Below are 23,239 nucleotides of genomic sequence, written 5' to 3'. Positions count from 1 at the left end.
TGTGAGAGTCACGAAAGCGGACCGAGCGACGCGTGCGCAAGAATCTGCTTCCTGCAGAGGCCGATATAGACGCCATAGTCGGCGATGATGCTCGCAATGATGGAGGACCAGACCACCCATTCCACTGTGCCGAACTTCAAGAGCAGACATACCTTGAGCGGAATGGATACCGCGCTAAAGATCAGCACGGCAAGCAACTGGGGGCGTAATTCGCTCATTCCATTCAGAAAGATGGTGAAAGCGTTTCCCATTGCTTCGACCACCGCCAGCATCCCCGCCGCGCACAGCAATGGGAAAGGTACAGCCAGGTGATTGCCCGTCCAAACCTTCAGAAGCCAGGGGGAAGCCGCCAGAATCAGCGCGCTTGTCAGCACCGCGATGCCGCCCGTGACGCCCATGGACACCTTCAGCGTGTGCCTGATGAACATCTTCTCACCGCGCGAGTGTGCGTCGGCATAGAGACCCCAGAGCGGCCCCGACAGCATGGCCATCCCGACGGTGATCGCCTGGAACAACCGCTGCGCAACGGCCAGTCTCGCCACTTCCTTCGCGCCGAGAATGTTTGAAACGATCAGGGGATCGCATGCGCTGCCGCATATCATGCCAAGTTGAAGAATAAGGAACATGCCGCTCGTCCGCAGTAGCAGCCTCGAGTCTTGCCACCCCGTTCCCAGCCATATGCCGCGATGAACGCGAAAAATCCGCTCCCGGCGAAGACGCCAAACGAGAATCAACGTCGTGCCGACCTGCATGCCATAGGTAGAAAGCACGAGATACGGCAACGGTGCGCGATAGCGGTTGCAGAGATAAAGAAGCGGTAGCGAGAAAAAGTATCCGATCGCAGCAGCGATATGTGGCTCCCATGCTCGCTGAAGACCATAAAAAACCTTTCTCACGCCGCTTAGTGGGATGTTCACGCAAAACAGCGTGACGAAAACCACGGTTGACTCCACCGCTTCTCTTGTGACGTCTGCCGATTCGATCTTGAGCAGCCTTTGGAAGTCCAGCAACCTCACGGCACCAACGAGCACAGCCCCAGCGGCTGCGCCGATCACCACGAGCAGCAGTACGCCGCGAGTCGCAATCGTCTGCAGTTTCTCTTGATCACCGCTCGTTTTCGCGTCCGCAACCAGGTTGACGAGGCCATTCGCCACGCCAAGGTCAAGCACCGACAACATCACTGCGAGGCTTGATATTGTCATCCAGATGCCAAAGCGCTCTTGCCCGAGATACGGAAGCGTCAAAGAGACCGAGAGCAGCACTACCGCAAAGCCCATCGCGGCACTCACCGCATTGCATGCAGCGGAACGCGCGGCGCGCACATAGCGATCCCTGTCGCGCCCTTCCGAGGCTCCGATACCAAACGGCAAGCGACGAAAACAGAGCCGCAGGATGGAGACCGGTGCGCGCACGAAAAAATTATCTGCAAGCGGCATTGGAGCGTGTGATCCTCTGACGCTGCTCTTCCGCGAATGAGATGTCCTGGAAGGGGCAGCAACGGTTGAGCGTAAAATCGCGCTGACGAACTCAACTTCCTGCGACAGCCATCCTGCACGCGTGTGTTAAAGCAGAAATGCTTACGCTACCTGCTTGCCCATCAACGCGATATAGTTCTGCGCGACTCTGGAGATATGAAACCGATTGTTGAAACACTGCTTTGCCGAACATTGCATCGCAACCTTCTCGTCGTCCGGCAGCATTGCCCATTGCGTCAGAAGGCGGGTGATACCCTCTCGCGTGTCGTCGTCCACGAACCCGGCTCCATCGGCAACGACCTCTTGCCAGATTCCGACCTTGTCGGTCAAGAGCACCGGCACGCCGCACGCTAGTGCTTCGGCCACCACCACGCCGAAGTTTTCCTGATGCGAGGGCAAAACCATGACGTCGGCAGCGCGCAGCAGGGACCACTTGTGCGCCCCCGTTACCATGCCAGGCCAGCTGACACGATCCGCGATGCCGAGCCGCACGGCCTCGCGACGCAATCTCGCTCCGAGTCCATGATCATCGGGGCCTGCGACGACGAGGCGATAGTCGGTGCTCAAGTTCTGGAGATCGCGAAACGACTGGATTAGCAAGTCGCAGCCCTTCTTCTCGTGAATTCGCCCGAGAAAGAGGATAATCTTGCCCGGCGTCGCTAGCGAATGCCGCTGTGCAACGTCCAACGTTTCCGTCGAAGGTGGCGGTGCCGTGCCAATCATCATCATCAGCTCCTTCGCCCTGTACAGCGGAAACGCCAAGCGCGCCAGTTCGCGCTCACTGTCGGTGGTGAAGAGAACCCCCTTCGCATTGCTGATGACATGACGCTCCACAAATATCCAATAGACTAACTTCTTGGCATGTTTCAACGGGCGGCCGATGTTGAACCATGGATCGAGCATGCCGTGCGGCATCACGAAATATGGGATCTTTTTCGGAAGAAGCGAGAGAACGGCCGCCGCGCTGTGGAACTGCCATATGCCGTCTACGATAATTGCATCGTACCGGTTCGCATGCTGTGTCAGCCACCCAACAAGCCTGAAGTTGAGCGCGTATTTGCCAGCGTGGTGGCCTAGCCTGACAACCAGATCGAAAGCATTGTCGTCCGATTTGTCAGCATCAATAGATGAGTCAAGACAGACAATGTCGGTAGTGTGTCCGGAAAGCCGGAGCTCCGTCGCGAGCCGTTTGAGCGCCTCAGCAGGACCACCATATCTTCGCTCGATTGACGAGATAATGTGAAGGGTTCTCAAGGCGGGATCTCCGGCTGACACTGACATTCATCATAACGCGCATGCGCGGTTCAACTCTTCAATTCTTCGCTTAACGTAGGGCGATCGACTTGCGTTCTCGCCGCCCTCATCTTCTCCCTGACTTTCAGAACGATGAAGTACTCATAGACCGACTGCAGCGTCGCATACACCAAGCCCGGGTGTCCGTCGAGGAAGCCTCGACGAACCAAGTAAAGTAGAACGAACTTGATCACCGGGCGGCATGGAAGTTGGTAGAACAGGCGCTTTTGATGATAGCGGCGAGTCTGGAAATCGGCCGCAAACAGCGCCTTGGAAAGGCTGAACTTGTTGCCGTTCGCCTTATTGCGAAGGAACTGATCTGCTTCCAGCGAACTGTAGGCGTTATGCCGTGAAAGCCAGTGCGATAGCCCCTTGCTGAAAGGGAAGTGATCGAGATAGCCGTCGAGCCGGCCAGTCTTGCCATCCACCACGGTGACGGGATTGACGAGCCGTTCATAGTGGATATGCTGGGGCCTGAAAAGCCGAACGAAGTACGGTGAAGCCTGCACGTGCCTGAGCCACCTGTCATTGAAGAAGTCGCGGCGTCTAATCTGAAACGCCACCGCATCGCCGGCGTTCGAGACCGCCGTTTCAATCTCCGGTACGAGCAATGGGGGAACGCGCTCGTCGGCATCCAGATACAGCACCCATTCGTGCTTGAATGGGATGTTTTTCAATCCCCAGTTCTGGTGAGTGGACCAGTCGTCGAATGGTCTGGAGATCACGTTCGCGCATACCGAGCGAGCGTACGCGACGGTCCCGTCTGTGCTGAGCGAATCAAATACGTGGATGTCGTCGGACCACCCGATGACGGTCTCAAGACAACCAGGCAAATCCTGTTCTTCATTCTTCGTCAGCACTAGTACAGACACTTTGCTCATTGGGCTCTCCGTGCTTGACTCTAAGAGAAATCTTCCTTGCTGGCATGCCGGCATACACAGTCCACTCATCCAGCAGACTCCGCGTTACCACTGATCGCGCGCCTACAACCGCTCCCGGCGCGATATGAATGCCAGGGCAAACGAAGACTTCAGAGCACACCCACGCGTCCGATCCCACAATAATCGGCTTTGCAGTTAGCTGAAACGTCGGATGGTTGTAGTCGTGACTTCCTGTACAGAGCTGCGCGCCCTGCGATATCGTGCAACGCTCACCTAACGTGATGCGTTCGATGGAATACAAGTTCACTCCATTGGCAACGCCTGTAAAGTCGCCGATCGAAAGATTCCATGGCGCCCAGATGCGCACACGCGGATAGACGTGAACACCTGCGCCTATAGTGGCCCCGAATAGTCGCAGAATCCAGCGACGCCACGCATGAAAGACACGCGGCGTCGGCACGAAGAAAACGATGTAGATGACGCCCCAAAGAACCCTCAGAAATCTGTTCGACAACGAAAATGAAGGTCCCTGTCTCGAATTCACGCCTTTCAGGATTATGCTCGGACGAACGCCTTCCCGGTTGATTGCATCTTTAGGCATAGACTCCTCTCTCAACGGACCATCGTAGCGTCCACACGGCTCAATACCCGCGGTTGGCGGAAAGCATCAAGCTTTTGGCGGGGTGCTGCCGGCAGCGTGCTGATTGACACATCGCATCCCCAGCAGCAGGAGCATCATAGTCGGATTCGCCCCACCTCCCGTCGGCAAGACTGATGTGGCAAGCAGCTGGACATTCGCGACACCGAAGAGGTTGAGGTTTTTGTCCACCACGCCATCGGCGGGGCAAGCACCCATGCGAGTCGAACCTGTGGGATGGAAAATGCCCTCTGCGTTATCGATGTTGGCCCAGATTTGCTCTGGCTCGATCGATTTCCATATGCCAAGCGAGGCGAATTTGCTCGTTCTCCAAGTTCTTTCAAATAGTTCCGATGTCTCGATTACGTTTTCTTTGTCTTCCGTGGACAACCTCCAGTTGATCTCAGCGAGTGGCAAGCCGAAGCGGTCGCAGCACGTATCGCTGAGAGTGATACGATTGTTGGGAGATGGAAGCTGCTCAACCACCGCATGGACAATCAGGCGCGAGTGGGCGGGAAACAGTAGACGTTTGTTCACGAGCCTCCACCACATGGCGCGCGCAAGCCAGGGGGTATTCGCAATCAAATCGAAGATTACTCGTGGCGGCGGTGACTTACGACGCTGTACATTCCGGAATATCTCCCGTAGCACATCAAAGCCACCGGGTTTCTCAACCTCGAACCCGATGTGGCAGAAACCTGGCGGCAGATGCCGCCGCGCCTCCGCTTGTGGCGCTAGCTCGAAACGAATATTGCGCATTGAACCGGCGGCGCCGAATCGAAAGCCGACAATCTTATTTAGCAAAGCGCTTTCGGAGGCGACGATTTCCGCTACTTCTGCGGAAATATGATCCGTGAAGTTATGACCGAGCGCAGACGTAAGGGCGGAGACGGCTCCATTGTTCTGACGGTCGATTAGCAATGCCAGACGGGTTGTTTCGATTGCGCCAGCGGCGACGATGAGCTTCCTCCCCGAAATAGCTAGCCTGTCACCATTTGGCGATACCGCTTCCAGTCGGACGCCTTCAGTCTGAGTTTTGATTTTGACGACATGGGCATTCAACCAGACCTGAAGGTTGGCTGCCGCAGCGACGTCAGCGTCCAACAACGCCGCTACATTGCGCTTCCGGAATTCTGGCCACTTGGCGAGACGATTGACATGGGTCCCACCGAGTTCGAACGGAAAGGAGACGTCGGAATACGGGCCCGGTTCCAGGGAGAATAGCCGCTCGACGTCACCGATGAAAGGGGTTAGTTCATCGAGTGAGATCGGCCAGTGGGCATTGCAGAGATCAGAGTTTTGGAAGGGAATGAGGGCACCGCCCCATCGCATCGAGGTACCGCCCAGGCATCGGAAACGTCCGTGCGAGGCACCCTTGTAGAACATCCCCTGCTGGACGACTTCATTGAGCGGATGCGTGTCCTCTTCCTGGCGCAATCCGCCGGTTTCCAGGCAGATGACGGTTGCGCCTGTCTTACGCGCCAGTAGTACGCTGATCGGTAGGCCGACGGTTCCCGCGCCGATGACTATGAAATCGGCTGCCCGCGAAATCGCGCCCTGCCCGCCCAGGTCATTGAGCATCGGCCGTTTCCTCCACGAGCCGGGCATATTGCTGCAGCCTGGCCAACTGCTTCGTGCTCACGATGATTGCGCCATTGGTATTGCGAAGTAGTGCCCGACGCAGAACCTCTGTCACGGACAGCGGCGACCCCTCCTTGCGGGACGCGGAGACATAACCATAAGTGATCTGGAAGGGCTTGCGGTAGCAGGTCAGTACGTCAGCCTCGCGACCGGTGAGACTGTCGTGGACCTGAATGAAACGGGTCAGTTCGGAGCCGGCAGCGAGGAACGGTTCGACCTTATCCGTAGTTAGCGCGAGGCCGAAAGTACGGACCGTTCCGTCACGTAGGAGACTCTCGAGCCATTTCAACCATTCATCAGTATTGAGCAGGGAAAGTTCAGGCTCGTGCAGCGCGTAGATGTCGATAGAGTCACGCTTCAGACGACGCAAACTGCCCTCGAGTGTTCTCTTCGCCCGGGCGACTGAGAAATCCACCGTTGGACCCGAGATGGTCTTTATGAAGCGCCCTGTCGCCTTTCGAACAAAAACAGCGGCCCCGCTTTGCTCCTCGCCGCCGGGCGAATAGATACCGACTTTGGTGGTGACAGTGACCTCCGGTCGTGCTTTGAGAACGTGGCCAAGATCGCGCTCGGCCAAGCCAAAGCCATAGTAGGGGGCTGTGTCGAAATGGGTGAACCCGGCGTCCACCGCAGAGAATAATAGTCGTCGCCTTGCTTTTTCGGAGCCACTGTTGAAAAGACTGGCGGTGCCGAATATGAATCTCGAAAGTACGATGGGAGTCCCGGTCAACTGAACGCTTTGCACGATTAGCTCCCGCTAAATGCTCGTCAAGCCCGCGCCTTGAATTGAATGACGAGAATGTTCACCGACGATCAGCGTTACCGCGGCGATAAGACGTCAGTTCCTTAGTAAGGTCTGTGCGTAGTCCGCCAGATTAACCGTGTCAGTATCCATGGCATGGTTGTACGAGCTCTCCGTCAAAGCCGCTGTATACCGAGCACTATGGGTTAGCACAGCGTGTTCACGCGATCGCATGTGGCGAACTTGAATCTCGTCGACGGTGAAAGGAATATAAGCGCCGCGCCCTGATGCCCCCGGTCAAGACGGAAATTGGCAAGAAGTTGTCGGCTTTCGCCCACCGCGAGTGGCAAGAGACCGGCACCAGGCCTCCTGCGCCCACACGACTTGCGATCATATGTCCTCGCTGGCGAAGCCCATCTAGGCGAGGCACGACAAGCATTTGTCCGACCGGGCAATTTGATATCTGCGATCTTCGAATCAAGAAGGCGAACGCGCAGCTTTGACACGATAGCCTCCATCAGAGTCCGAACGCATGGGTCGTACGTTCCCGTGCCCAACGCAGACTTGATCTTCTTTTTCCCAAGATGTGGATTACTCAATGAAAGTGCTGATAATCTCGCTCAACTATGCCCCAGAGGTGACAGGGGTGGGAAAGTACTCCGCGGAGCTTGCGGAGTGGCTCGCATTACAGGGGCACACGATACGCGTGATAACCGCGTCTCCATACTATCCTGAGTGGCGCATCAAGGCTGGCTATAACGCGTTGACGTACTCGACTGAGCAAATCAACAACGTTTCCGTCATACGCGTTCCCTTCTGGTGCCCCAAGCGCCCGTCGGGTCTGAAGCGCGTGCTACATCTGATGAGCTTCGCGGTTTTCGCGAGTCCGGCCGCTCTGTGGCAGATCGCGTGGCGTCCGCACGCCGTGTGGCTCGTAGAGCCACCTTTGTTCGCGTCTCCCGTCGCGTTGTTCGCCGCCCGCGTCGCCAGCGCCTCATGTTGGCTTCATGTACAGGACTACGAAGTCGACGCAGCGTTTCGACTGGGCATACTGAAAGGCCATGTCGCAAGAAAGCTGGCTTTGCGCGTGGAAAGATGGTTGATGTCACGCGCCGACGTCGTCTCGACACCCTCCGCAGCGATGACACGGCTCGCCGTGCAGAAGGGGGTCTCCTCGGAAAAAGCTTTCACCTTTCCCAACTGGGTCGATACTCAACACGCGCATCCAAACAGCACGGACAACCCCTATCGCGCGCAGCTCACCATCGGCCACGGAGCGCTGGTCGTCCTCTACTCAGGCAATCTCGGACTTAAGCAAGGTCTGGAAATCATTGTCGACGCTGCAAAGCTTCTCACGTGGCGCGCGGACATCATGTTCCTGATCTGTGGCGCTGGACCAGCAAAAGATGTCCTGCTCGAAAAGGCCCGTGACGTACCGAACGTCAAGTTTCTCGGGCTGCAACCTAAAGAGCGGTTCAATGAATTGCTATCGCTTGCGGACATACACGTCCTTCCACAGGTTGCGGGCGCCGCGGATCTCGTCATGCCTTCGAAGCTTGGCCCAATGCTGTCGAGCAGCCGACCGGTAATTGCGACTGCGAATGAAGGTACCGAGTTATGGAGCGTCATCAACTCGGTCGGCGTCGCAGTCGAGCCCGGCTCTTTCACGGCATTGTCACACGCCATCCTTCGTCTCGCCGACGACCCGTCGCTTCGTGAGCGCCTTGGCACCCTCGGACGGCAATACGCCGCATCCAATTTCTCGAAAGAAACGATTCTCCTCCAGTTTGAGGCACGGCTTCGCAGCTCAGTTCTCGGCAAACGAGACCTCGGAGACCGCGCGACGACGTAGGCCCACTTAACAGTCTTCGGATCCGGTGCTAGCGCAAATGAGCGAGATCCAGCTTGCTTCGTGGACCTCACAAGGTATCCTAAGGAGGCAGGGATGAATTCAGAATGGCTTAGTGCTGACCTTCCCGTGGACTGGACGGATGAGGAGTCGGAGTTCTTTATGCGTGCAGTGGAGGCGATCGCACTGGCCTACAAAGAACAGACCATCACGCTCGAAGAGGCCGGAGACCGGATTTGTATGGTTGCGGTCACGAGACTCGGTGAAGCCATGGGCATGGATGATTCAATCAGATGTATTAGCCGGGACTAGATCTGAAGCGGCTTCGCCTTGCAGCGCTTTTCGTCCACCCAGACGTCAACACCTGGACTTTTGCAGACCTTCCCTACTAATTCACCAAGGTATGCGGCCAGTTGAACGCGCCGTAGTTTCATTAAGTCAAAACTTAGCCCTGTCCGGCCGATAAAGGTTGAAAGTAATTGGTGGGATTTTTTTTCACGCGGTAAGTTATGGCGTGTAACGATATTTACGTGGCACAACTTCTCATTATCTCGCCAGTTTATCTTCAAAGTCTACTATATGAAGAATACGCTTGAACCAGGAATACCGATATATGGGAACCTCGCCGATTCGCATTAGGCGCAGACTCCCGATATCGTTATACGAAACGAGAAGTCGATGCTTGTTGTTACTATTTTCTTTCTGATTACCGGGTTGCTGCCCATATTGCAGTGACGCCTCCGCTATTTTGAAGCGGACACCTTGCATCTCGACATTGAGGCAAGGCCGCTGCATTTTCTGCTGACAGTCGTTTTTATCGCGCGCCGCGATCTGGATGCCGGGCTTGCACCACCGCTCTTCGGCAACGTATTTTTCTCGCCAGAAACCTTGTCGATTAAAAACGGCAAGGATAAATCTGAAAACGAGAGAATCGAAGTCCGACACCACATGGGAATCCTGTCTTTTTTCCGTGTGACGAATAGAAACCTGCCGAACTGGAGGCCGCATGACGCCAATCTTATCTGACGCGCTAGCACCGCTTGATTGTCCGAGACAGGACATTCGGTCTGTTCAGTGTTCGACAATCGTGAAGCACGTGGCGATTATTTTGTATGACGGATTTTCGTTGCTGGACGCCGGTACGCTCGCCGAAGCTCTGCATGTCGCTAATGAATTACAATCGCAAAGTTCGAATCATTCCGTGACATATCGCGTGAACCTCATCTCAGCTGGTGGTGGAGCGGTTGCGTGCTCGTCATCGATGGTGGTTTGGACAGAGCATTTTTCCACGCGCGATTTCGATCGTCTCGACAACCTCTTCGTTCCCAGCGGAAGTGGTGTCGCGCACGCCTCCGTCGACGACAACCTCATTGATCTGTTGCGACTGGTTTGTGCAAGAGGCGTCCGTGTCACCGCGATCGGGAATGGGCACATGGTTTTGTCGGCTGCCGGCGTGGCGCGGTGCGATTGGCCTTCGGTGAAGCATGATATCCGTCTCCGATCGTTATCCGCGAGCGCCGCGGAGCATGATCGCGATCAGGCTTTGGTGACCTCGCTCGCACTGCTCAAGATGGATCTGGGAGCGGAGTTGGCCGCGCGCGTGGCGGACCGTCTCGGTTCGGATGGCGGGCGTACATTGGCCCCCGCGTTCGAAGAGATGGATGCAAAGACGCTCGCCGAGAAAGCACGTGCGTCGGCGCGTTGGATCGTCCAGAATTGCGCGAAGCCCATATCGGTGGGCGATGCGGCGCGCACGTCTTCGATGAGTGAGCGCAATTTCCTGCGTCTGTTCAAACGGGAGCTCGGTGTTACGCCTTCAAAGTACCTTCTTGGTGCGCGGCTCGATCTTACGTGCAAGCTGCTCGCCAACAGCGATCTTCCGGTGGACAAGATCGCTCGTAGAACCGGTCTTAGCAACGGAGAGAGACTGTCGAAGCTTTTCCGTAAAGAGCTCTCGATGTCGCCTACTGAGTTCCGGACGCAGAGTCGACGAAAGAGTTGACGTACGAACAGCAATCCAGATGCGCAAGTGTGGATTCACGTCAAGCGCACCGGTGAACCGCCCCGGGAATCGTGGAGGCTGGTTGGTTTGAGTTAATGCGAGTTCGGCGACCGTTGTTTCAAGTTGCCGATAGTAGTTTGTATATGAACGTCTCCCGTTTGAGCAAGCTCTCTTGTGCGTAGACGGACAGGATGGGTTGCAGCTGTATATCCGGCCTTGCTGCAGCTGGTTCTTCCGCTGCGGGCCACTATGGAATCCGCTGACCCGCACCTCATTTTTGTCACGAGTTCGGAGCGCTTGGAGCCATTCAGGTTTAGCGAATCACGGTCCGACCTGTGTTGCCATCACTCTCGATTCCCAACGCAACCTTCGTCGCTCCACTTCAACAGAGTCAATTTCTTACGAGACGTTTCCCACTTCCGCTGGATGTATGCTCACGTATCCCTTCTGGCACGGACGATCATTGGCTAGTACCGCCCAGATCGTCCGCGCCATTCTGTTTGCCAGTGCGACAATCACCACGTTCGGATGCCGCCGCTTTTTCAGCTGCTCGACCCACGCGCCTGATTCTTTCGCATTTATCAACACACTGCGTGCACCGTGGATTAGCAGCGTTCGCAAATATGTGTCGCCGCGCTTACTTACGCCGTGAAGGTTTACCTTGCCACCCGAACCGGTCTGCTTCGGCACCAGTCCCGCCCGCGCGGCAAACTCCTGCCCCGATCGAAACGCCTTCGCGTCGCCTATCATCGCAACCGCCGCGGTCGCGGTCAGCAACCCGGACAAGAGTCTCGGGTATCGCCTTGTCAATCGACGCCCGTCCTTTAGCCGTAACTTCGCCGTACTCGGTTAGCCGTCCGCGCAAGCCGTTGATTTGCATGGTCCGGAACTTCACAAGTTGCTCGCGCATGCGATGCAGCGCCAGCATTGCCTGCTGCATTCGATGCCTATTGTGGGCGTGCAAATAAGCCTGAACCTGAATATCCCGTGCGCAAGGTCTTGCAAGACGCAGGGCCGTTGCGAAAGGCGACGATAAGTCTGCACTTCCAGTCCCATCATCGACAAGCGACTCCATCCTGAGCACAAAACCCTGCACTTCCCATATAGGGCGGGTGCGCGCGCGATAACGTTAAATGGGGCGCCATCAAGAGGCGATCTGCTCTGATGAACCAATGATCTGTCTACTCGATGAGAAGCTGATCACGGTTCTTGTTCGATATCGCCTTGATGGCTGAATCGGCGACTTCAGGGAGCCGGGTTCCGTGGGCGCGTCGCGTTATGCCGCGACGGCCCCTCCCAACCAGCCCTTAGACGGGAATGTTCGACTCCCGTAGATGTTCTGCTGCTCGATCCAGCAGCAGAACAGCCGCTTCGTCTTCCGCACTCGGCGGGTCGATACCGAGCTCTTCGCCAGCTAGGCGCAGCGCTTCGGCATTGCGTTTTTGCTTGTCCATTTTCATTACCTGTGCAAGTGCGGCGGTATGCTCACGCCGCTGGATGCGCGCGTCACAGGAAGGTGGGCCACGATTCGAATTTCGACCAACGCAACAACTGAGGCTTCGACAGCGGCAGCGCGAAGCAGTCAGGTACAACGCTGCTGCGACAACAGCCAGTCACGAAAAGCGGCGAATCCAGGCATCGTCAACTTGCTCGGGGAATACGTCAGATAGTAAGCGGCGTCGCCTTTGTCGAGCGTCAACGCACATGGTGCAACGAGTTCCCCGACGCTAAGTTCCCGGGCCACCATTGCAAGCGTAACAATCGCGATCCCGTGCCCCCGCTTCGCCGCCCGAAGAGCAACGAGAGAGCTTTCATACGTCAACGTGTTGGTCAGATTGAAATCGCTTATTCCTGCGGCGCGCAACCAGTCGGGCCAGTCCGTCGGCCTAGTCAAAGTACGTAGCAACGTGCAGTCGCGAAGTGTCGCTGCTTCGCCGTGCGTTAGTGCTGGATGGGAGACCAGGTACGCTGGAGCACATACCGGGGTGACGAGGTTCCGGAAGATCTTGTCGCAGCACAGATCCGTCCTCGCAGAGGGAGCAAAACATATCTCTGCGTCAACCGAAACGCCGGGTAGCCCCACGTGATCGGCGTGCGCATCGAGGACAACCTGAACAGCGGGATTACCTGCGTGGAATTCGGTCAGTTTGGGCGCCAACCAGCAATTTGAGAATGTCACAGCCGCGCGGATTTGCAGGCGCCACGCGGACTGGCTCTCCCTGAATTCGATCATGGCCTTCCGGAAAGCGTCGAAAGCCACGGTGGCGACTTTGAAAAACCGCTGCCCGTCCGGTGTCAGCGTGAGCGGTTGAGCCCTCTCAAAGAGACGGACACTCAGTTCGCGCTCTAACAACTGTATCTGACTGTTGATTTCTACGCGACCAATGTCAAGTTCCTTGATCGCCAGATGATAGCTCATCAATCTCGCTAGCACTTCGAACGTGTGCACGCATTGCAACGGCGGAAAGTCTTGCATAGGTGTCTCCACTAGTCGCGGCAATCGAGCGGTGTCAAGCTCTGCGGCAAGACGTCCCAGAGTTTCTGGACCAATCGCCACAGCCGAATGTCTTCAGCTGGCGCCCGATCGGCTGCTCCGCAGCGATAGACAAGCTCAATCCACTGGACCATGAGTCTCGCCCTTGCTAGACACAATTTCCTGCCACTGGCTTCGGCCTGGAATCGCATCCAGTGCGCGAGGTTTTCCTCGCTCACACCAAAGACACGCGCGATCCGTTCGCGCGGCCATCCCTTGTCGTCCAACAGTGCCGCCGCGCGCGCATAATCCGGCCCAGCGGACGTGGGTTGAAGCCGCCGGTTGTATCTCTGAGCATCCTCCTCGAAAACAAAGGAGTATCCACAGGAGCAAAAACAGTGAAAGCCACCGTCAGGCGCATCACGTATCACGAGACGGTGGCGCGGATCGTTCGCACTCTCTGCTGACGGGCAGATTGGACCGGGTGAATCTTTCACGCGGCGCAGAACACCGGACAGGAACACATCCATCAGAATGGTGGTCAGATTGCCTACTCTTTCCCGCCCCCGGTTACTGTATGTGGAGTCATGAATCCAGCTGCGCGGCTCCTTGGGAAAGAGTCGGACAAGCTCCAGATAGCTCTTGCCGAAGGTATGTACGACATCGCGAACAAGCCGGGTTTCGTCCAGGAGATGGCGGTTGTTTGCGCCATAACCCAATAACCGCAGGCAGTCCAGCCGCGCGCGATAATTTGCGAGCTGGAGCGCGGCGGCGCCTTCGTTTAGAACAGCCGCAGAAAGGACAGCTACCTCGCGTCGTGCGGCATGCTGAAAAGGGGTGCCCGGAACATCCAGGAATGTACCCACGCAAGGCTGTCGCCTAGAGAACATCCCCTTCGCGCCTGTACCGATAGTGCTCAAAGTGCAGCCGTGAACATGGCAGGTCACCACGCCCGGCAACTGATGCGCCCGCCTCCAGTAACGGCGCCCCCCCTTCGCATCATCCTCGCACCAGCAAGTGGGGCAAAACCTGATACCAAGCCGGTAGACGCCCGTGTGCAGCGCATTCGCGCTCCACCGCGGAGGCACATGCTCAGACCTCCTTTGCTCCGGCATCTGAAGGCACAAGGCGGTAACGTAGTCAACTTTTTCCCTAGGCCAGAAAGCCGCGTAATACGGAAACAGCGTCAGGCGGTCACGGATCTCCTCGGCAGTCATTCCCCACGACTGCCGGGTTTCATCTTCGAGATGCCGGAGGTTAGTAACAATCGCTACCGGCATCCCGAGTCCAGCACCTTCCCCAAACAGCCGTCGGCAAAACGCGGTTACATTGCTTACCTCGTCGTGCTGAACATAATAAGCTACCACGCTGATCAGAACCTCGTCCGGAAGGGGATACTCCAGAAAGACTGCCATGGCTACGCTGCACGCATCCGGTTTTGCGCCACTCCCCTCTGCGCCCTCGTGCTCTTCGCCGCCGCGTGCGCTGCTTTGGTGTGTGGTGCAGGAACCTTCCCGCGCGCACAACCATCAAGGAGCGCCTCCTTCAGCACTTCCTGAGTCGTCCATTCAGGATGCTTTTGGAGGATTCCCCTGATTTCGGTCTCCGCCTCAACAGCCGGCGTTCCGAGGTCAATGAGCATCGCAACGCAAAGCGCAAACACCTTTCCAACTTCGACAGACCGATCCCCCGCTTCGAGATCGTGACGAGCGAACCGCCGCTCGAGCACCGCCTTGACCTTTTCCACCTGATCGATCGCCATGTCTTCGAATTCCACGAGCTTCACGTAGTCCCGATGACGCAGTGCTTCGAGCAGCCCGCTAACCGGCGAGAACGTATCGGCCACACTCTCGCGGACCAGCTCTGGCGTGACTGCCTGAAACTCAGCCCGCAGCCCCACGTACTGCGTGATTTCCCACGCCAGTTTCGCAAAAGAGGGCAAGCCTGCGCTGACTTCATACAACGCCTTCCGGACAGATCTGATATCAGCCGGCGCACACGGCAGGAAGTCAATACGCACAAGCTCATCGACGAACCGGCGCCACTCGCGGCCGTATCGGTATGGCGACAGCTCCGTCTTGCCACCGCTTATTGTCCGCCTGGTGTTGCGCATGATCATGGTGTGCAGGAAACGCCTCGCCTCCGGCGTACTGATCAATACATACGCGCAGCAGTCTTCATTGAAAAAATTCGTCAGGAAATCGACCATCCCTGTCTTTTTCGCTGCCTTGAGAGCAAACTGGAACTCGTCTATAATTAGGACTCCAACCATGTGTCTTTTCAGAGCATCGTGAACCTTTTTGATGTAGCGTCCGATTTTCGAGTTTGCAGGCATCTCATCCTGGTAGTGCGTCCCGAGATGGAGATCAAACCACTGCAGAATGAGCTCCATCAGGGTTTGAACACTTCCTGTTGACGGGCAAGATACCACCAGCCACGTAACCTGTACAAAATGTGCCGGCAGATCCGCGAACTCCTGATGCTCGATCATCATCGGGAACATGCTCAACACCATCGCCATCAGCGTGGTTTTGCCGGCACCTGAGAGGCCGATGATCGAGTGGCATCGGGAGTGGGACTTCCCTGGATGCCGGATCACCGTCGGCTGGAGCGCCTGCGATGCTTCGTAGTTCTTCTGCATCAGTGGCGCAAGAGAAGCGGTCGGAACTGCATCCCGATATCGATGTCGTAACGCGACATGCATCCAGTCATACAGCTCAAGATGCTCCGGACAGGTAACCAGCACCTGCAGCACATGTTCGATACCCAGGATTTTGCGCTCCAGAGGCCACTGTCGCCATGTGTCCATGTGCGGTACCGCAAACGCCTCTTTCATGGCGGCGATCACGCCGTCTCTCGGCATGACAGGGGGAAGGGCCAGGATCGCCGGATTGCTGGAATTTTCCTCCAGCTCCAGTTGGCCATCATGGTAGACCGCCACGACACACGGATTAAGCTTTCGGAAAACATAGTCATCAATGACGGATAACGAGATTTTTCCGTCATGGCTTTCGCCCCATGATTTCATATATCCTCTGTTATACTAAATAAAATGAAATAGGATGTCACTGCTTTGCATCCGCCTTGTCCGCCGCAGACTCATTTCCTGCGCGGTAGAGCCTCTCCAGCGTTCGGCGACGCATGACATGCCTCGCATCGTGACCGTCTTCCGTGGATTTCATATTTGTATTTGCATTACTGATATTATTATCAGACCGGGAATGATGTTCGCGATGCTTCGACGCGAAGACGCCAAATCCCCGCGCCGCCTTTTCGATCGCCACTTCAGCAGCCCGCGCATCGCGCATATCTTTGGTCTTCGGATGACGAAGCCCAGCATTGCTGAGCGCCTTTCGCTGCTCGCGCTTGGCAACCCGGCCCTCCTCGGCGTTGTTGAGTTGGTCCATGATGCGTTGAGGCTGTGCAGCGCGCCTTTTCGCAGCGTTGTTACGCCGGGTCCGCCACCGATACAGGTTCCATTCCTTAAGCGACGCATCGCCCGGGCATATTGAATTGGTGCCGTTCTGAACGGCATACTGCGGGTAGCCTTCCTCGCCTCTGAATAAAAGTGTGGACATGCTGTCGGGGTGGTACTGGATGGGTACGTCGTCCTTGCCATGCTTGCGCCACACGTGGATCAGTGTCGACTCGATGTAGGGCGATGTGTAATACGCACCGTTCCATGACAGCCCCTTGTCGGTCGGCTTTGCGACATCGTGTGGCCAGGTGGCGAGTCGCACTTCGTCAACAGATCGGCTTATCAGGCTTCCGCCCAAATTCTCAAGACCCCAGTTCCAGCGGTTGATCGGCGTGTCGGCCTCCCCTTCGAACACGGCGTCAGGGATCGCGCCACCATGGGTGATCGGCGTATCGTTATGACGCAGTATTGCCCGGATCAGTTTTTTCGTTATTTCCGTCACGGTGTGCACCGCGTCCCACGCGTACCGCGGCGCACATCGCGTCGCCACGTCTTTTTCCACCACCCCGAAAGCCGCGCGCTGAAAATGACATGGGACTGACCCGAAACGTCTTTCGGACAGTCCCCGCATCGTCGGATCACGCGCACGCGTATTGCTGATCGGAACCCTCAGATCCTTGTTGACTACCTGCCATGGCTTCGCCTTCATGTAGTCACCGCCGCGATCTGCCAGACAGCCATTGCTTGGTAGTCCTTCACATGACCACTGAGCGGGCGTGATCGCGATCCCATAGCGTGCACATAGTTCGACCTTCGGCGTCACGATACTTTCAAGCACCAGCGCGACGCCCTCAAAGCTTGGCGGCTCGAGTGTCACGTGAAATCCCACGATCATTCTGCTAAACAGATCCATGCACAGGTATATCGTCGGGCGCCCCACGACAACCGTGCGGCTGAACCGCGAGACCACGTAGACGTCCGCAACTGTCGCATCAATCAGGTACTGTGTGCCCGGCCCCTTCGAGTGCTGTAGTGCATGGCCCCGCTTTGGCCGGCAAACGAGTTCGTACCGGCGCTGGCCTACCTTGCGCCTGATACGGACGGGCAGAGGCACATTGGTCAGATAATGATGTTGGAACTGCCGGACCGTCACCTCTCCAAACGGCGCAAGCTCGAGATCGACGGTCTGGCCCGTTGCGTCCCGGACCTGATGGGTGCAGCGACAGACATAGTTCAGGTGGTCGACGCACATCTCCATGGTGATCTGCTTGCGGCTTCCCGCGTTGCCGACGGAACGGGAGCGTTTACGCCTCGCCTTCTCAGAGCCGGCACCACCGCGCGCTTTATGACTGCGCTTACGGGCCCCGAAGAGTTTCACGTCCGGTTTTGAACGCCTGATCTCCTCCATCAGTTCAGGCGGGATATCGACCTGCCAGGGACCTTCCTTACAGGTCAGGTACAGATCGGTGTATTGCTCAAACAGGCACCGCAGGAGCGCAGACGGGCATGCGTTTTGGTCGGGATGAAATGGCTTGCGACCGGGTCGCTTCGCATACGTGCGCTCGCGGCGCTCGGGTGGTTCATCGCCCCGGAAGCTGGTCAACTGGACCTTCCGACCGCACCGGAACAGGTTGCTGGTTACCGCCGCCGGACACATGCCCCGCTGCAAATACCATCGATGCAGTCTGCGCATCGTCGTGAGGCTTATGTCGTTGTCTTTGGCGTGCTGCACCAGGATGAGCTTGCGCTGTGGCCCATAAAACAGTGTTCTACGAAAGTCAGGGTCCTGAAGCAGCGAGTGTATGTGTCGCCAGTTTTCGTCGCTCTGCCGCGCATGTCCTTGAGTGTCACACTGGATTTTCCTGAACGCATCGTACGGATCATCCTTGCGCTCAACTTCGACAAATCTGTCCGCACCTGCATAGTCGGGTGCCGCGCGCCGGCATAGCTCCCACGTCAGCAGACAAATCGTTTCGGTGCGATCGCTGCGCACGTCACACAGCACCGTTTCGAGCAGGCCGCCGCCTGTGTCGACCACGCGATACAGTTTTCCGGTCGCCGCCTCCTCGAACAGATCGTTCAGCGCGACTGCCCTGAAGCTGTGGGCGCGGTCAGCCATGGCGCGGTCCCGGAACGATCACCCAGCAGCAGCGGCCCGGGGTTCGCGCCCGACCGCACTCACACATCACAACGTCGTGGCACCTTCGCACGTCGACGGCGACCCGCACGAAAACATCTGGAGCGGCGCGCCGCTCAAGGCGGCGATGGTCCGGAATGAGCGGAATGACCGGCATCCTGGGCCGCTCCGCCTGACATTCGTCGAAAACAATGCTGGATATCCAGAATGGCCCTGACAGCCCAGTTGACTTGTCCCATTTTCAGCGTCCGGTCTCTGGTCGTGCGAGACCGCCCGCGCACGCGCGCCATCAGACTGTTCAGGAGTGCGGACGGGCGGCTGTTGTCGCCACACGGACTGGTCGGCCGGGGAGTCGACCGATGTCTGTTCTGGTTGTTCTGCGCGACGACCGTACCGCACCGCTGATCCTGCCGGCAAGACGCGTAGACAGTGCTGGGGCTAACGCGGCAAGATGGTCCGATAGTCCCATGCCGGAACGGTACGCCCGGCACGGTTCGGCTGACGCGGTGGAAGCGATTATCCATGGCGTGCTCCGTGGGAGGGTTCAGCCGCATCGCGCGGCCCGGGTGACTTTCAGTCCACTGAGCGGCTGGAGCAGCAGGTCTGGCAGGTCGATACGGCCCACAATCCTGCGGGTGGCAAGCAGCTGCAGCGCGGCGCGCACGCCATCGCCCGGTGGTCTGCCCGTCGCCCGGGCTGCCGCATGACACGCCTCACGCAGGCTGCGATACCGGCACCGCCGGAGTTCGGCCAGCAGCGCATCATGCTGCACCTGGTCATCAGCGTTCGGACTGGCCGTCAACACGTATTCACTGTGCGGGTACAACTGCCAGAGGTTACGCACCCGGCAGTCGTTGAACCCGCTCGAGCGGTTCAGCTGCCAGCTGACGCCACGCCGGCGCCAGTACTCACCGACGATCCGCATCGCGTCGGGCGCAGGACGAGCCGGGGCCAGCTGGCATGCGAGCGTGTCGAGGGCGATCCACGCATAGCCATCACCTGTCTTGCGCAACGCCATCAGGCCGGTACGCAACATGGACGGGCTGCCGTCGCGCATGCGCGGATGCGCGATTCCGAGCTGTGATGCGATCAACTCCGTTTCAGCGGGATCGGACAGAGGAAAATATTCGTTCAGGTCGCACGTATCGGGATTCCAGTGCGCGACGAGAAAGGTCGCGAGTTCCGCGTCGGACCCAAGAATGATCTGGCGGCCACCGCAGCGCGTGCAGCAGAAGCGGTGCATGCGGCCCACGCCGCGCGCGATCTGCCGCTGTGTGAGCCCCGGCACGTAAGACGCGCCGCTTCCCTCGCCACGCCGCTCCCTTGCGTAGCGTGCGACCAGCTTCTCGGACAAGGTCGCTTCCATGACCCCCCCCCCGCACCGTTGCGCCAACATCCATCACCGCCGCTGGCGGCGGCCCAGGTCGCGATCAGCAAACGAACTGCGCGTTCGGCTGCGCGCGCACGACCCGTCTGCTTTATATGGCACTGGTGGTCGAAAGGGAACGTTGCGTTGCCACAGGCTAGCCACGTATGACCGCCCGCCGGACCTGCGCGACGGGGACGATCGGGCAGTGAAGTCGCCGACTGCACCGTCGCCACGTCAGCGGCGAATAAATGGCATTCCCGCGTCGCCATATCCGGCGCATTTCCCCGTCGATCACATGAAAATATACGACCCGCGATTTAAAATTAATAACAAAATGTATTGCGCTTTCCTGTTATGGAAAATCCAATACCGCATTGCAGCATCAAATTTGTGCATTGCGGACCATCAGTTAAGCAGATTGAGAATAAATTAAATCCATTCCACTTTGGCGACTGTGTGACAGGGTCGCCAGCCCGATCGGCGGAGGTATCGAGGCATGCACGGACACGATCTCCGCCACCGGCTCGCGCGACGAGGAGAGAATTCCGGTCGCGAATGCATGATTAGTGCGATTATCAGGCGATGTCTATTTATTTCTTTTCCAGATTCCCTTTAATTACTGACATTGCGCAATTAAACTGGCAAAACATCGCAAACCCGGCAATTGCGCCGATAGTGGGTTTCATGGGACGTCAGCCACTTAATTCCACCGAGGATGTCAAAGCGGCCATTGCGCAGCTTCTTGCCGATGGCAGCGGTGGCGCGCCTGTCACCACGGCCCTTTTCCGCCGATTGATCTCCGCGCGTTCCGTGCGCGCCAGGCTCGGCGGTGGCGATCCGGCCTGGATCAACCGCGAGATCAGGAATCACGAGCCGGCGTTCATACAGGCGTCCGCTGCCCGCCATCTGCCGCCCGACACACCCGATGCCGTCATGGCGCATGCATTCGCGTTCTGGCGTGAGGCTGTTGAAGTGGCGCGCGGCGAGGCGGCGGCGGTGCGCGCTGAAGCCGACCGGACCATAGCGGCGGCCGACCTCGAGCGGGACAACGCCGTGGCGAAGACGGAACTCCTGCGCACCGCTCTTGATGACGCGCGACAGGACCTCAGCCGGCGCGACGAAACACTCGGCGCACTGCGCGCAACGATCGAGGGGTTGAACCGCCAGTTGACCGAAGCCAGGCAGCAGATCGAGACGAGCGCGGCGGAACTGGCGACCTGCGTTGCCGGCCGTACGCAGGAGGAGCGCCAGTATCGTGAGCAGATCGAGGCGCATAGCGTTGCCTACGCGGGGCTGTCGAGGAAGCTCCTTACGGAGATCGATGCCCAGCGCCGCACGCTTGATGAACAGAGCAAGGGACGCGAACAGGCATTGCGGGATACCCGACGTCTGCTCGACGAGGTCACACAGGACCGTGACCGACTGGCGAACACGCTTATGCGCGGCCCCGGCGTCGGCCGCGACCGTCGCAACGGATAGCACGCCGACAGCAGGCGTATAGCAGGTGCGCGATGAAACTCTCAGACTGGATTGACCTGCAGGCCAGACCGCCCCGTCCGCTGCCAGACAGTCTCGAGGCGACACTCGACTATCTGTCGTCGGCGCTAGGCACGCCCGTCTACACGCGCTGGACACCGGCACGGCTGATGGCACGCTTCGACTCGATGCGGCAGGCCAAAGCCGCATTACCGGAGGTCTTCGAACTGCTGATCGTTGGGGAGTGCGCGGTGCAGTTCTGGCAGTACGGCGAGGTGGTCACCCTGCCTCTTGAACAGGCGCCCAGCGCCGAGCGCGTAATCGAACGGCTGCTGCGTCTCAACCGCACCCGTTTCCAGCCGGCCGGGGCGGCCGCGCTCGACCGCGCGCGCGGGGTACCCGGAGAACAGACGCGCGCCACCGGCCACCGTCGCCGCATTGACGAGGAACCCTGGCTGGCGGCGGCCGGCCGGTTCGTCAACCTCAACGCTGCAACCAATACCCTGTCGGCCCTCAATGACGCATCAGCAGTCGCAGCTTTCATCCGCGACCGGACGGCTGCTTCAAACCATACACGGCGCAGCTACCTAGTCGAGATCCGTCGCCTGATCAGGTGGTGTGAGCCGCGCGGTGTCGGCCCGCTCTCCGACCTGACAAGGGAGGTACTGCTCGACTATCAGGAACATCTGTCACGCGACACGCCCCTCGTGCAGGGAAGCCGGGAACATGCGATGTCCGTGATCCAGAGCCTGTTCAGCTATCTGCTGAAAACCGGCTACCTCACGGTGAATCCCGCATTCGATCTGCGCAGCGGCCATCGTGACACACAGGGATTTGATCCAGGGCGGATATTGCCTGCGGGCGCGGCCCGGGCCTGTGACGATTGGCTGCGCGCACAACTTTCGGCGACGGCCAAGACGCCACAGCAGTGGCGAAGGGCGACGATTTTCGCGGTATATCGCTTCACCGGCGTGCGGCTCGACGAACTGGCCTCACGCGACGGCTATCCGCGCTTGCGCGTGGAGTGCGGCGACTGGACGCTCACCGTTCTCGGCAAAGGTCGAAAGCCACGCTCGATCCCTTTACCGGACGATTGTGTTGCGTTCCTGAAGCACTATCGGCGCGCACGCGGGTTGTCTCCTGAACAGTCAACGGACGATGATGCCTCGCTCTTCTATGGCCGTCGAGGCGGCAAACTCGGTACCTCCGGGCTGTACCGCGAAGTCAAGGCCGCCTTCCTCGACATCCTGTCCTTGAACGCGCACGCAAACCTCGCCGACAAACTCGCGCTGCAGCGCGCATCGACACACTGGTTGCGCCATTTTTTTGCAAAAGTACTGGTCGTCGACGAGCGCGTCACGCTGTCCGTCGCGCAGGAGCTCTTGGGTCATGCAAATGTTAACCAGACGGCCAGCTATGCGCGGGTCGACCAGTCCGACCTGCGCAAGGTCATGAAAAGGCTGCACTTGCCGCCGGCGTCCACCTAAGCGCTCGAGTGTGGCGATGGGCGGAATGGCAGGACGCACCGCTCGCATCCTTTTTTCACCGTGAAAACACGGAATTCAGCGGGCGCAGATCGCTTTCGTGGTTACGTGCTCCCGTGGCAAATAGCCCCAAAAGCGCGATCAGCAGATCAGGTCGGTCGGTGTAAGGCACAACCCCCAATGCTGCGACGCAATTCACATCCGTGCTGCACCAATGCGAGCCGCAGCAGCTACTTTCTCGTATGCATCCTCGCATGTCTGACATTACTGTTAGCGGCGGTGTAAAAGCGCCACCAGATGGCGGCGCAAGGTTGAATAAATGCGCCAACAACAGGGGGCGGTTACGGCCCGCTGTTGTTGGG

18 protein-coding genes and 1 pseudogene are annotated in these 23,239 nt (G+C 58.1%); 6 read left to right on the top strand and 13 right to left on the bottom strand.

The genetic code is table 11. The annotated features are described in order from the left end of the window. Positions 1-8: 8 nt before the first annotated feature. The 6 genes from HDG34_RS35905 to HDG34_RS35880 form a co-directional block, all read right to left on the bottom strand. Positions 9-1,436 carry a lipopolysaccharide biosynthesis protein gene (locus HDG34_RS35905; RefSeq protein WP_184068015.1) on the bottom strand — a complete coding sequence of 476 codons (1,428 nt, stop codon included), beginning with the start codon at positions 1,434-1,436 and terminating at the stop codon, positions 9-11. 141 nt (positions 1,437-1,577) lie between these two features. Beyond that, positions 1,578-2,729, bottom strand: coding sequence for a glycosyltransferase (locus tag HDG34_RS35900; RefSeq protein ID WP_221309368.1), 1,152 nt, complete (start codon positions 2,727-2,729; stop codon positions 1,578-1,580). A 50-nt stretch (positions 2,730-2,779) separates the two neighbouring features. Next, positions 2,780-3,649: a glycosyltransferase family 2 protein gene (locus HDG34_RS35895; protein WP_184068009.1), complete on the bottom strand. Its 870-nt coding sequence runs from the start codon at positions 3,647-3,649 to the stop codon at positions 2,780-2,782. Beyond that, entirely contained in the window at positions 3,612-4,250 is a 639-nt protein-coding gene (locus HDG34_RS35890) for a putative colanic acid biosynthesis acetyltransferase (RefSeq protein ID WP_221309367.1), read from the bottom strand. Before HDG34_RS35890 ends, HDG34_RS35895 begins: the two co-directional genes overlap by 38 nt. A 66-nt stretch (positions 4,251-4,316) precedes the next feature. After that, positions 4,317-5,867 carry a GMC oxidoreductase gene (locus HDG34_RS35885; RefSeq protein WP_184068006.1) on the bottom strand — a complete coding sequence of 517 codons (1,551 nt, stop codon included), beginning with the start codon at positions 5,865-5,867 and terminating at the stop codon, positions 4,317-4,319. Next, positions 5,857-6,672: an aldo/keto reductase gene (locus HDG34_RS35880; RefSeq protein ID WP_184068003.1), complete on the bottom strand. Its 816-nt coding sequence runs from the start codon at positions 6,670-6,672 to the stop codon at positions 5,857-5,859. Before HDG34_RS35880 ends, HDG34_RS35885 begins: the two co-directional genes overlap by 11 nt. A 595-nt stretch (positions 6,673-7,267) precedes the next feature. Here HDG34_RS35880 and HDG34_RS35875 point away from each other — a divergent pair. The 4 genes from HDG34_RS35875 (at position 7,268) to HDG34_RS35860 (ending at position 10,520) form a co-directional block, all read left to right on the top strand. Continuing rightward, on the top strand, positions 7,268-8,521 hold the full coding sequence (locus HDG34_RS35875; protein ID WP_184068000.1) for a glycosyltransferase WbuB: 1,254 nt from the start codon (positions 7,268-7,270) through the stop codon (positions 8,519-8,521). A gap of 93 nt (positions 8,522-8,614) precedes the next feature. Further along, complete coding sequence (locus HDG34_RS35870; RefSeq protein WP_184067996.1) at positions 8,615-8,830, top strand: hypothetical protein; 216 nt, start codon at positions 8,615-8,617, stop codon at positions 8,828-8,830. 450 nt (positions 8,831-9,280) lie between these two features. After that, a complete protein-coding gene (locus HDG34_RS35865) occupies positions 9,281-9,544 on the top strand; it encodes a hypothetical protein (RefSeq protein ID WP_184067993.1) in 264 nt (87 codons plus the stop codon). A 70-nt stretch (positions 9,545-9,614) separates the two neighbouring features. Continuing rightward, positions 9,615-10,520 carry a helix-turn-helix domain-containing protein gene (locus HDG34_RS35860; RefSeq protein ID WP_311734916.1) on the top strand — a complete coding sequence of 302 codons (906 nt, stop codon included), beginning with the start codon at positions 9,615-9,617 and terminating at the stop codon, positions 10,518-10,520. A 399-nt stretch (positions 10,521-10,919) separates the two neighbouring features. Here HDG34_RS35860 and HDG34_RS35855 read toward each other — a convergent pair. The 7 genes and pseudogenes from HDG34_RS35855 to HDG34_RS35825 form a co-directional block, all read right to left on the bottom strand. Then, positions 10,920-11,460 (bottom strand): annotated as a pseudogene (locus tag HDG34_RS35855) (transposase); the annotation flags it as partial. Positions 11,461-11,827: 367 nt separating this feature from the next. Next, positions 11,828-11,974, bottom strand: coding sequence for a hypothetical protein (locus HDG34_RS35850; RefSeq protein WP_184067987.1), 147 nt, complete (start codon positions 11,972-11,974; stop codon positions 11,828-11,830). A gap of 128 nt (positions 11,975-12,102) precedes the next feature. Next, positions 12,103-12,996: a LysR substrate-binding domain-containing protein gene (locus HDG34_RS35845; RefSeq protein ID WP_184067984.1), complete on the bottom strand. Its 894-nt coding sequence runs from the start codon at positions 12,994-12,996 to the stop codon at positions 12,103-12,105. An 11-nt stretch (positions 12,997-13,007) separates the two neighbouring features. Next, the gene (locus tag HDG34_RS35840) at positions 13,008-14,408 is read right to left on the bottom strand and encodes a TnsD family Tn7-like transposition protein (protein ID WP_184067981.1); all 1,401 of its coding nucleotides are present in this window, start codon (positions 14,406-14,408) and stop codon (positions 13,008-13,010) included. 2 nt (positions 14,409-14,410) lie between these two features. Beyond that, positions 14,411-16,021, bottom strand: a complete 1,611-nt coding sequence (locus HDG34_RS35835; protein WP_184067978.1) for an ATP-binding protein — start codon at positions 16,019-16,021, stop codon at positions 14,411-14,413. 37 nt (positions 16,022-16,058) lie between these two features. After that, the gene (locus tag HDG34_RS35830; RefSeq protein ID WP_184067975.1) at positions 16,059-18,530 is read right to left on the bottom strand and encodes a hypothetical protein; all 2,472 of its coding nucleotides are present in this window, start codon (positions 18,528-18,530) and stop codon (positions 16,059-16,061) included. A 562-nt stretch (positions 18,531-19,092) separates the two neighbouring features. Then, on the bottom strand, positions 19,093-19,902 hold the full coding sequence (locus HDG34_RS35825; RefSeq protein WP_184067971.1) for a hypothetical protein: 810 nt from the start codon (positions 19,900-19,902) through the stop codon (positions 19,093-19,095). Positions 19,903-20,499: 597 nt separating this feature from the next. On the opposite strand from HDG34_RS35825, the gene HDG34_RS35820 reads away from it, so the two are divergent. Together HDG34_RS35820 and HDG34_RS35815 are read left to right on the top strand one after the other, a co-directional pair. After that, entirely contained in the window at positions 20,500-21,396 is an 897-nt protein-coding gene (locus HDG34_RS35820; protein WP_184067968.1) for a DNA-binding protein, read from the top strand. A gap of 32 nt (positions 21,397-21,428) precedes the next feature. After that, on the top strand, positions 21,429-22,880 hold the full coding sequence (locus HDG34_RS35815) for a tyrosine-type recombinase/integrase (protein WP_184067965.1): 1,452 nt from the start codon (positions 21,429-21,431) through the stop codon (positions 22,878-22,880). The last annotated feature ends 359 nt before the right edge of the window (positions 22,881-23,239 follow it).

The organism is Paraburkholderia sp. HC6.4b, assembly GCF_014200875.1.
In the GTDB taxonomy this organism is placed as follows: Bacteria; Pseudomonadota; Gammaproteobacteria; order Burkholderiales; family Burkholderiaceae; genus Paraburkholderia; species Paraburkholderia tuberum.
This window is presented reverse-complemented; position numbering and strand designations above follow the sequence as displayed.

Bases quoted from the DNA above. Each gene is read 5' to 3' on its own strand.
- HDG34_RS35845 (WP_184067984.1), bottom strand. From the start codon at position 12,996: ATGCAAGACTTTCCGCCGTTGCAATGCGTGCACACGTTCGAAGTGCTA.
- HDG34_RS35820 (WP_184067968.1), top strand. From the start codon at position 20,500: ATGTCTATTTATTTCTTTTCCAGATTCCCTTTAATTACTGACATTGCG.
- HDG34_RS35830 (WP_184067975.1), bottom strand. From the start codon at position 18,530: ATGGCTGACCGCGCCCACAGCTTCAGGGCAGTCGCGCTGAACGATCTG.
- HDG34_RS35835 (WP_184067978.1), bottom strand. From the start codon at position 16,021: ATGAAATCATGGGGCGAAAGCCATGACGGAAAAATCTCGTTATCCGTC.
- HDG34_RS35840 (WP_184067981.1), bottom strand. From the start codon at position 14,408: ATGGCAGTCTTTCTGGAGTATCCCCTTCCGGACGAGGTTCTGATCAGC.
- HDG34_RS35895 (WP_184068009.1), bottom strand. From the start codon at position 3,649: ATGAGCAAAGTGTCTGTACTAGTGCTGACGAAGAATGAAGAACAGGAT.
- HDG34_RS35875 (WP_184068000.1), top strand. From the start codon at position 7,268: ATGAAAGTGCTGATAATCTCGCTCAACTATGCCCCAGAGGTGACAGGG.
- HDG34_RS35890 (WP_221309367.1), bottom strand. From the start codon at position 4,250: ATGCCTAAAGATGCAATCAACCGGGAAGGCGTTCGTCCGAGCATAATC.
- HDG34_RS35815 (WP_184067965.1), top strand. From the start codon at position 21,429: ATGAAACTCTCAGACTGGATTGACCTGCAGGCCAGACCGCCCCGTCCG.
- HDG34_RS35850 (WP_184067987.1), bottom strand. From the start codon at position 11,974: ATGGACAAGCAAAAACGCAATGCCGAAGCGCTGCGCCTAGCTGGCGAA.
- HDG34_RS35870 (WP_184067996.1), top strand. From the start codon at position 8,615: ATGAATTCAGAATGGCTTAGTGCTGACCTTCCCGTGGACTGGACGGAT.
- HDG34_RS35885 (WP_184068006.1), bottom strand. From the start codon at position 5,867: ATGCTCAATGACCTGGGCGGGCAGGGCGCGATTTCGCGGGCAGCCGAT.
- HDG34_RS35905 (WP_184068015.1), bottom strand. From the start codon at position 1,436: ATGCCGCTTGCAGATAATTTTTTCGTGCGCGCACCGGTCTCCATCCTG.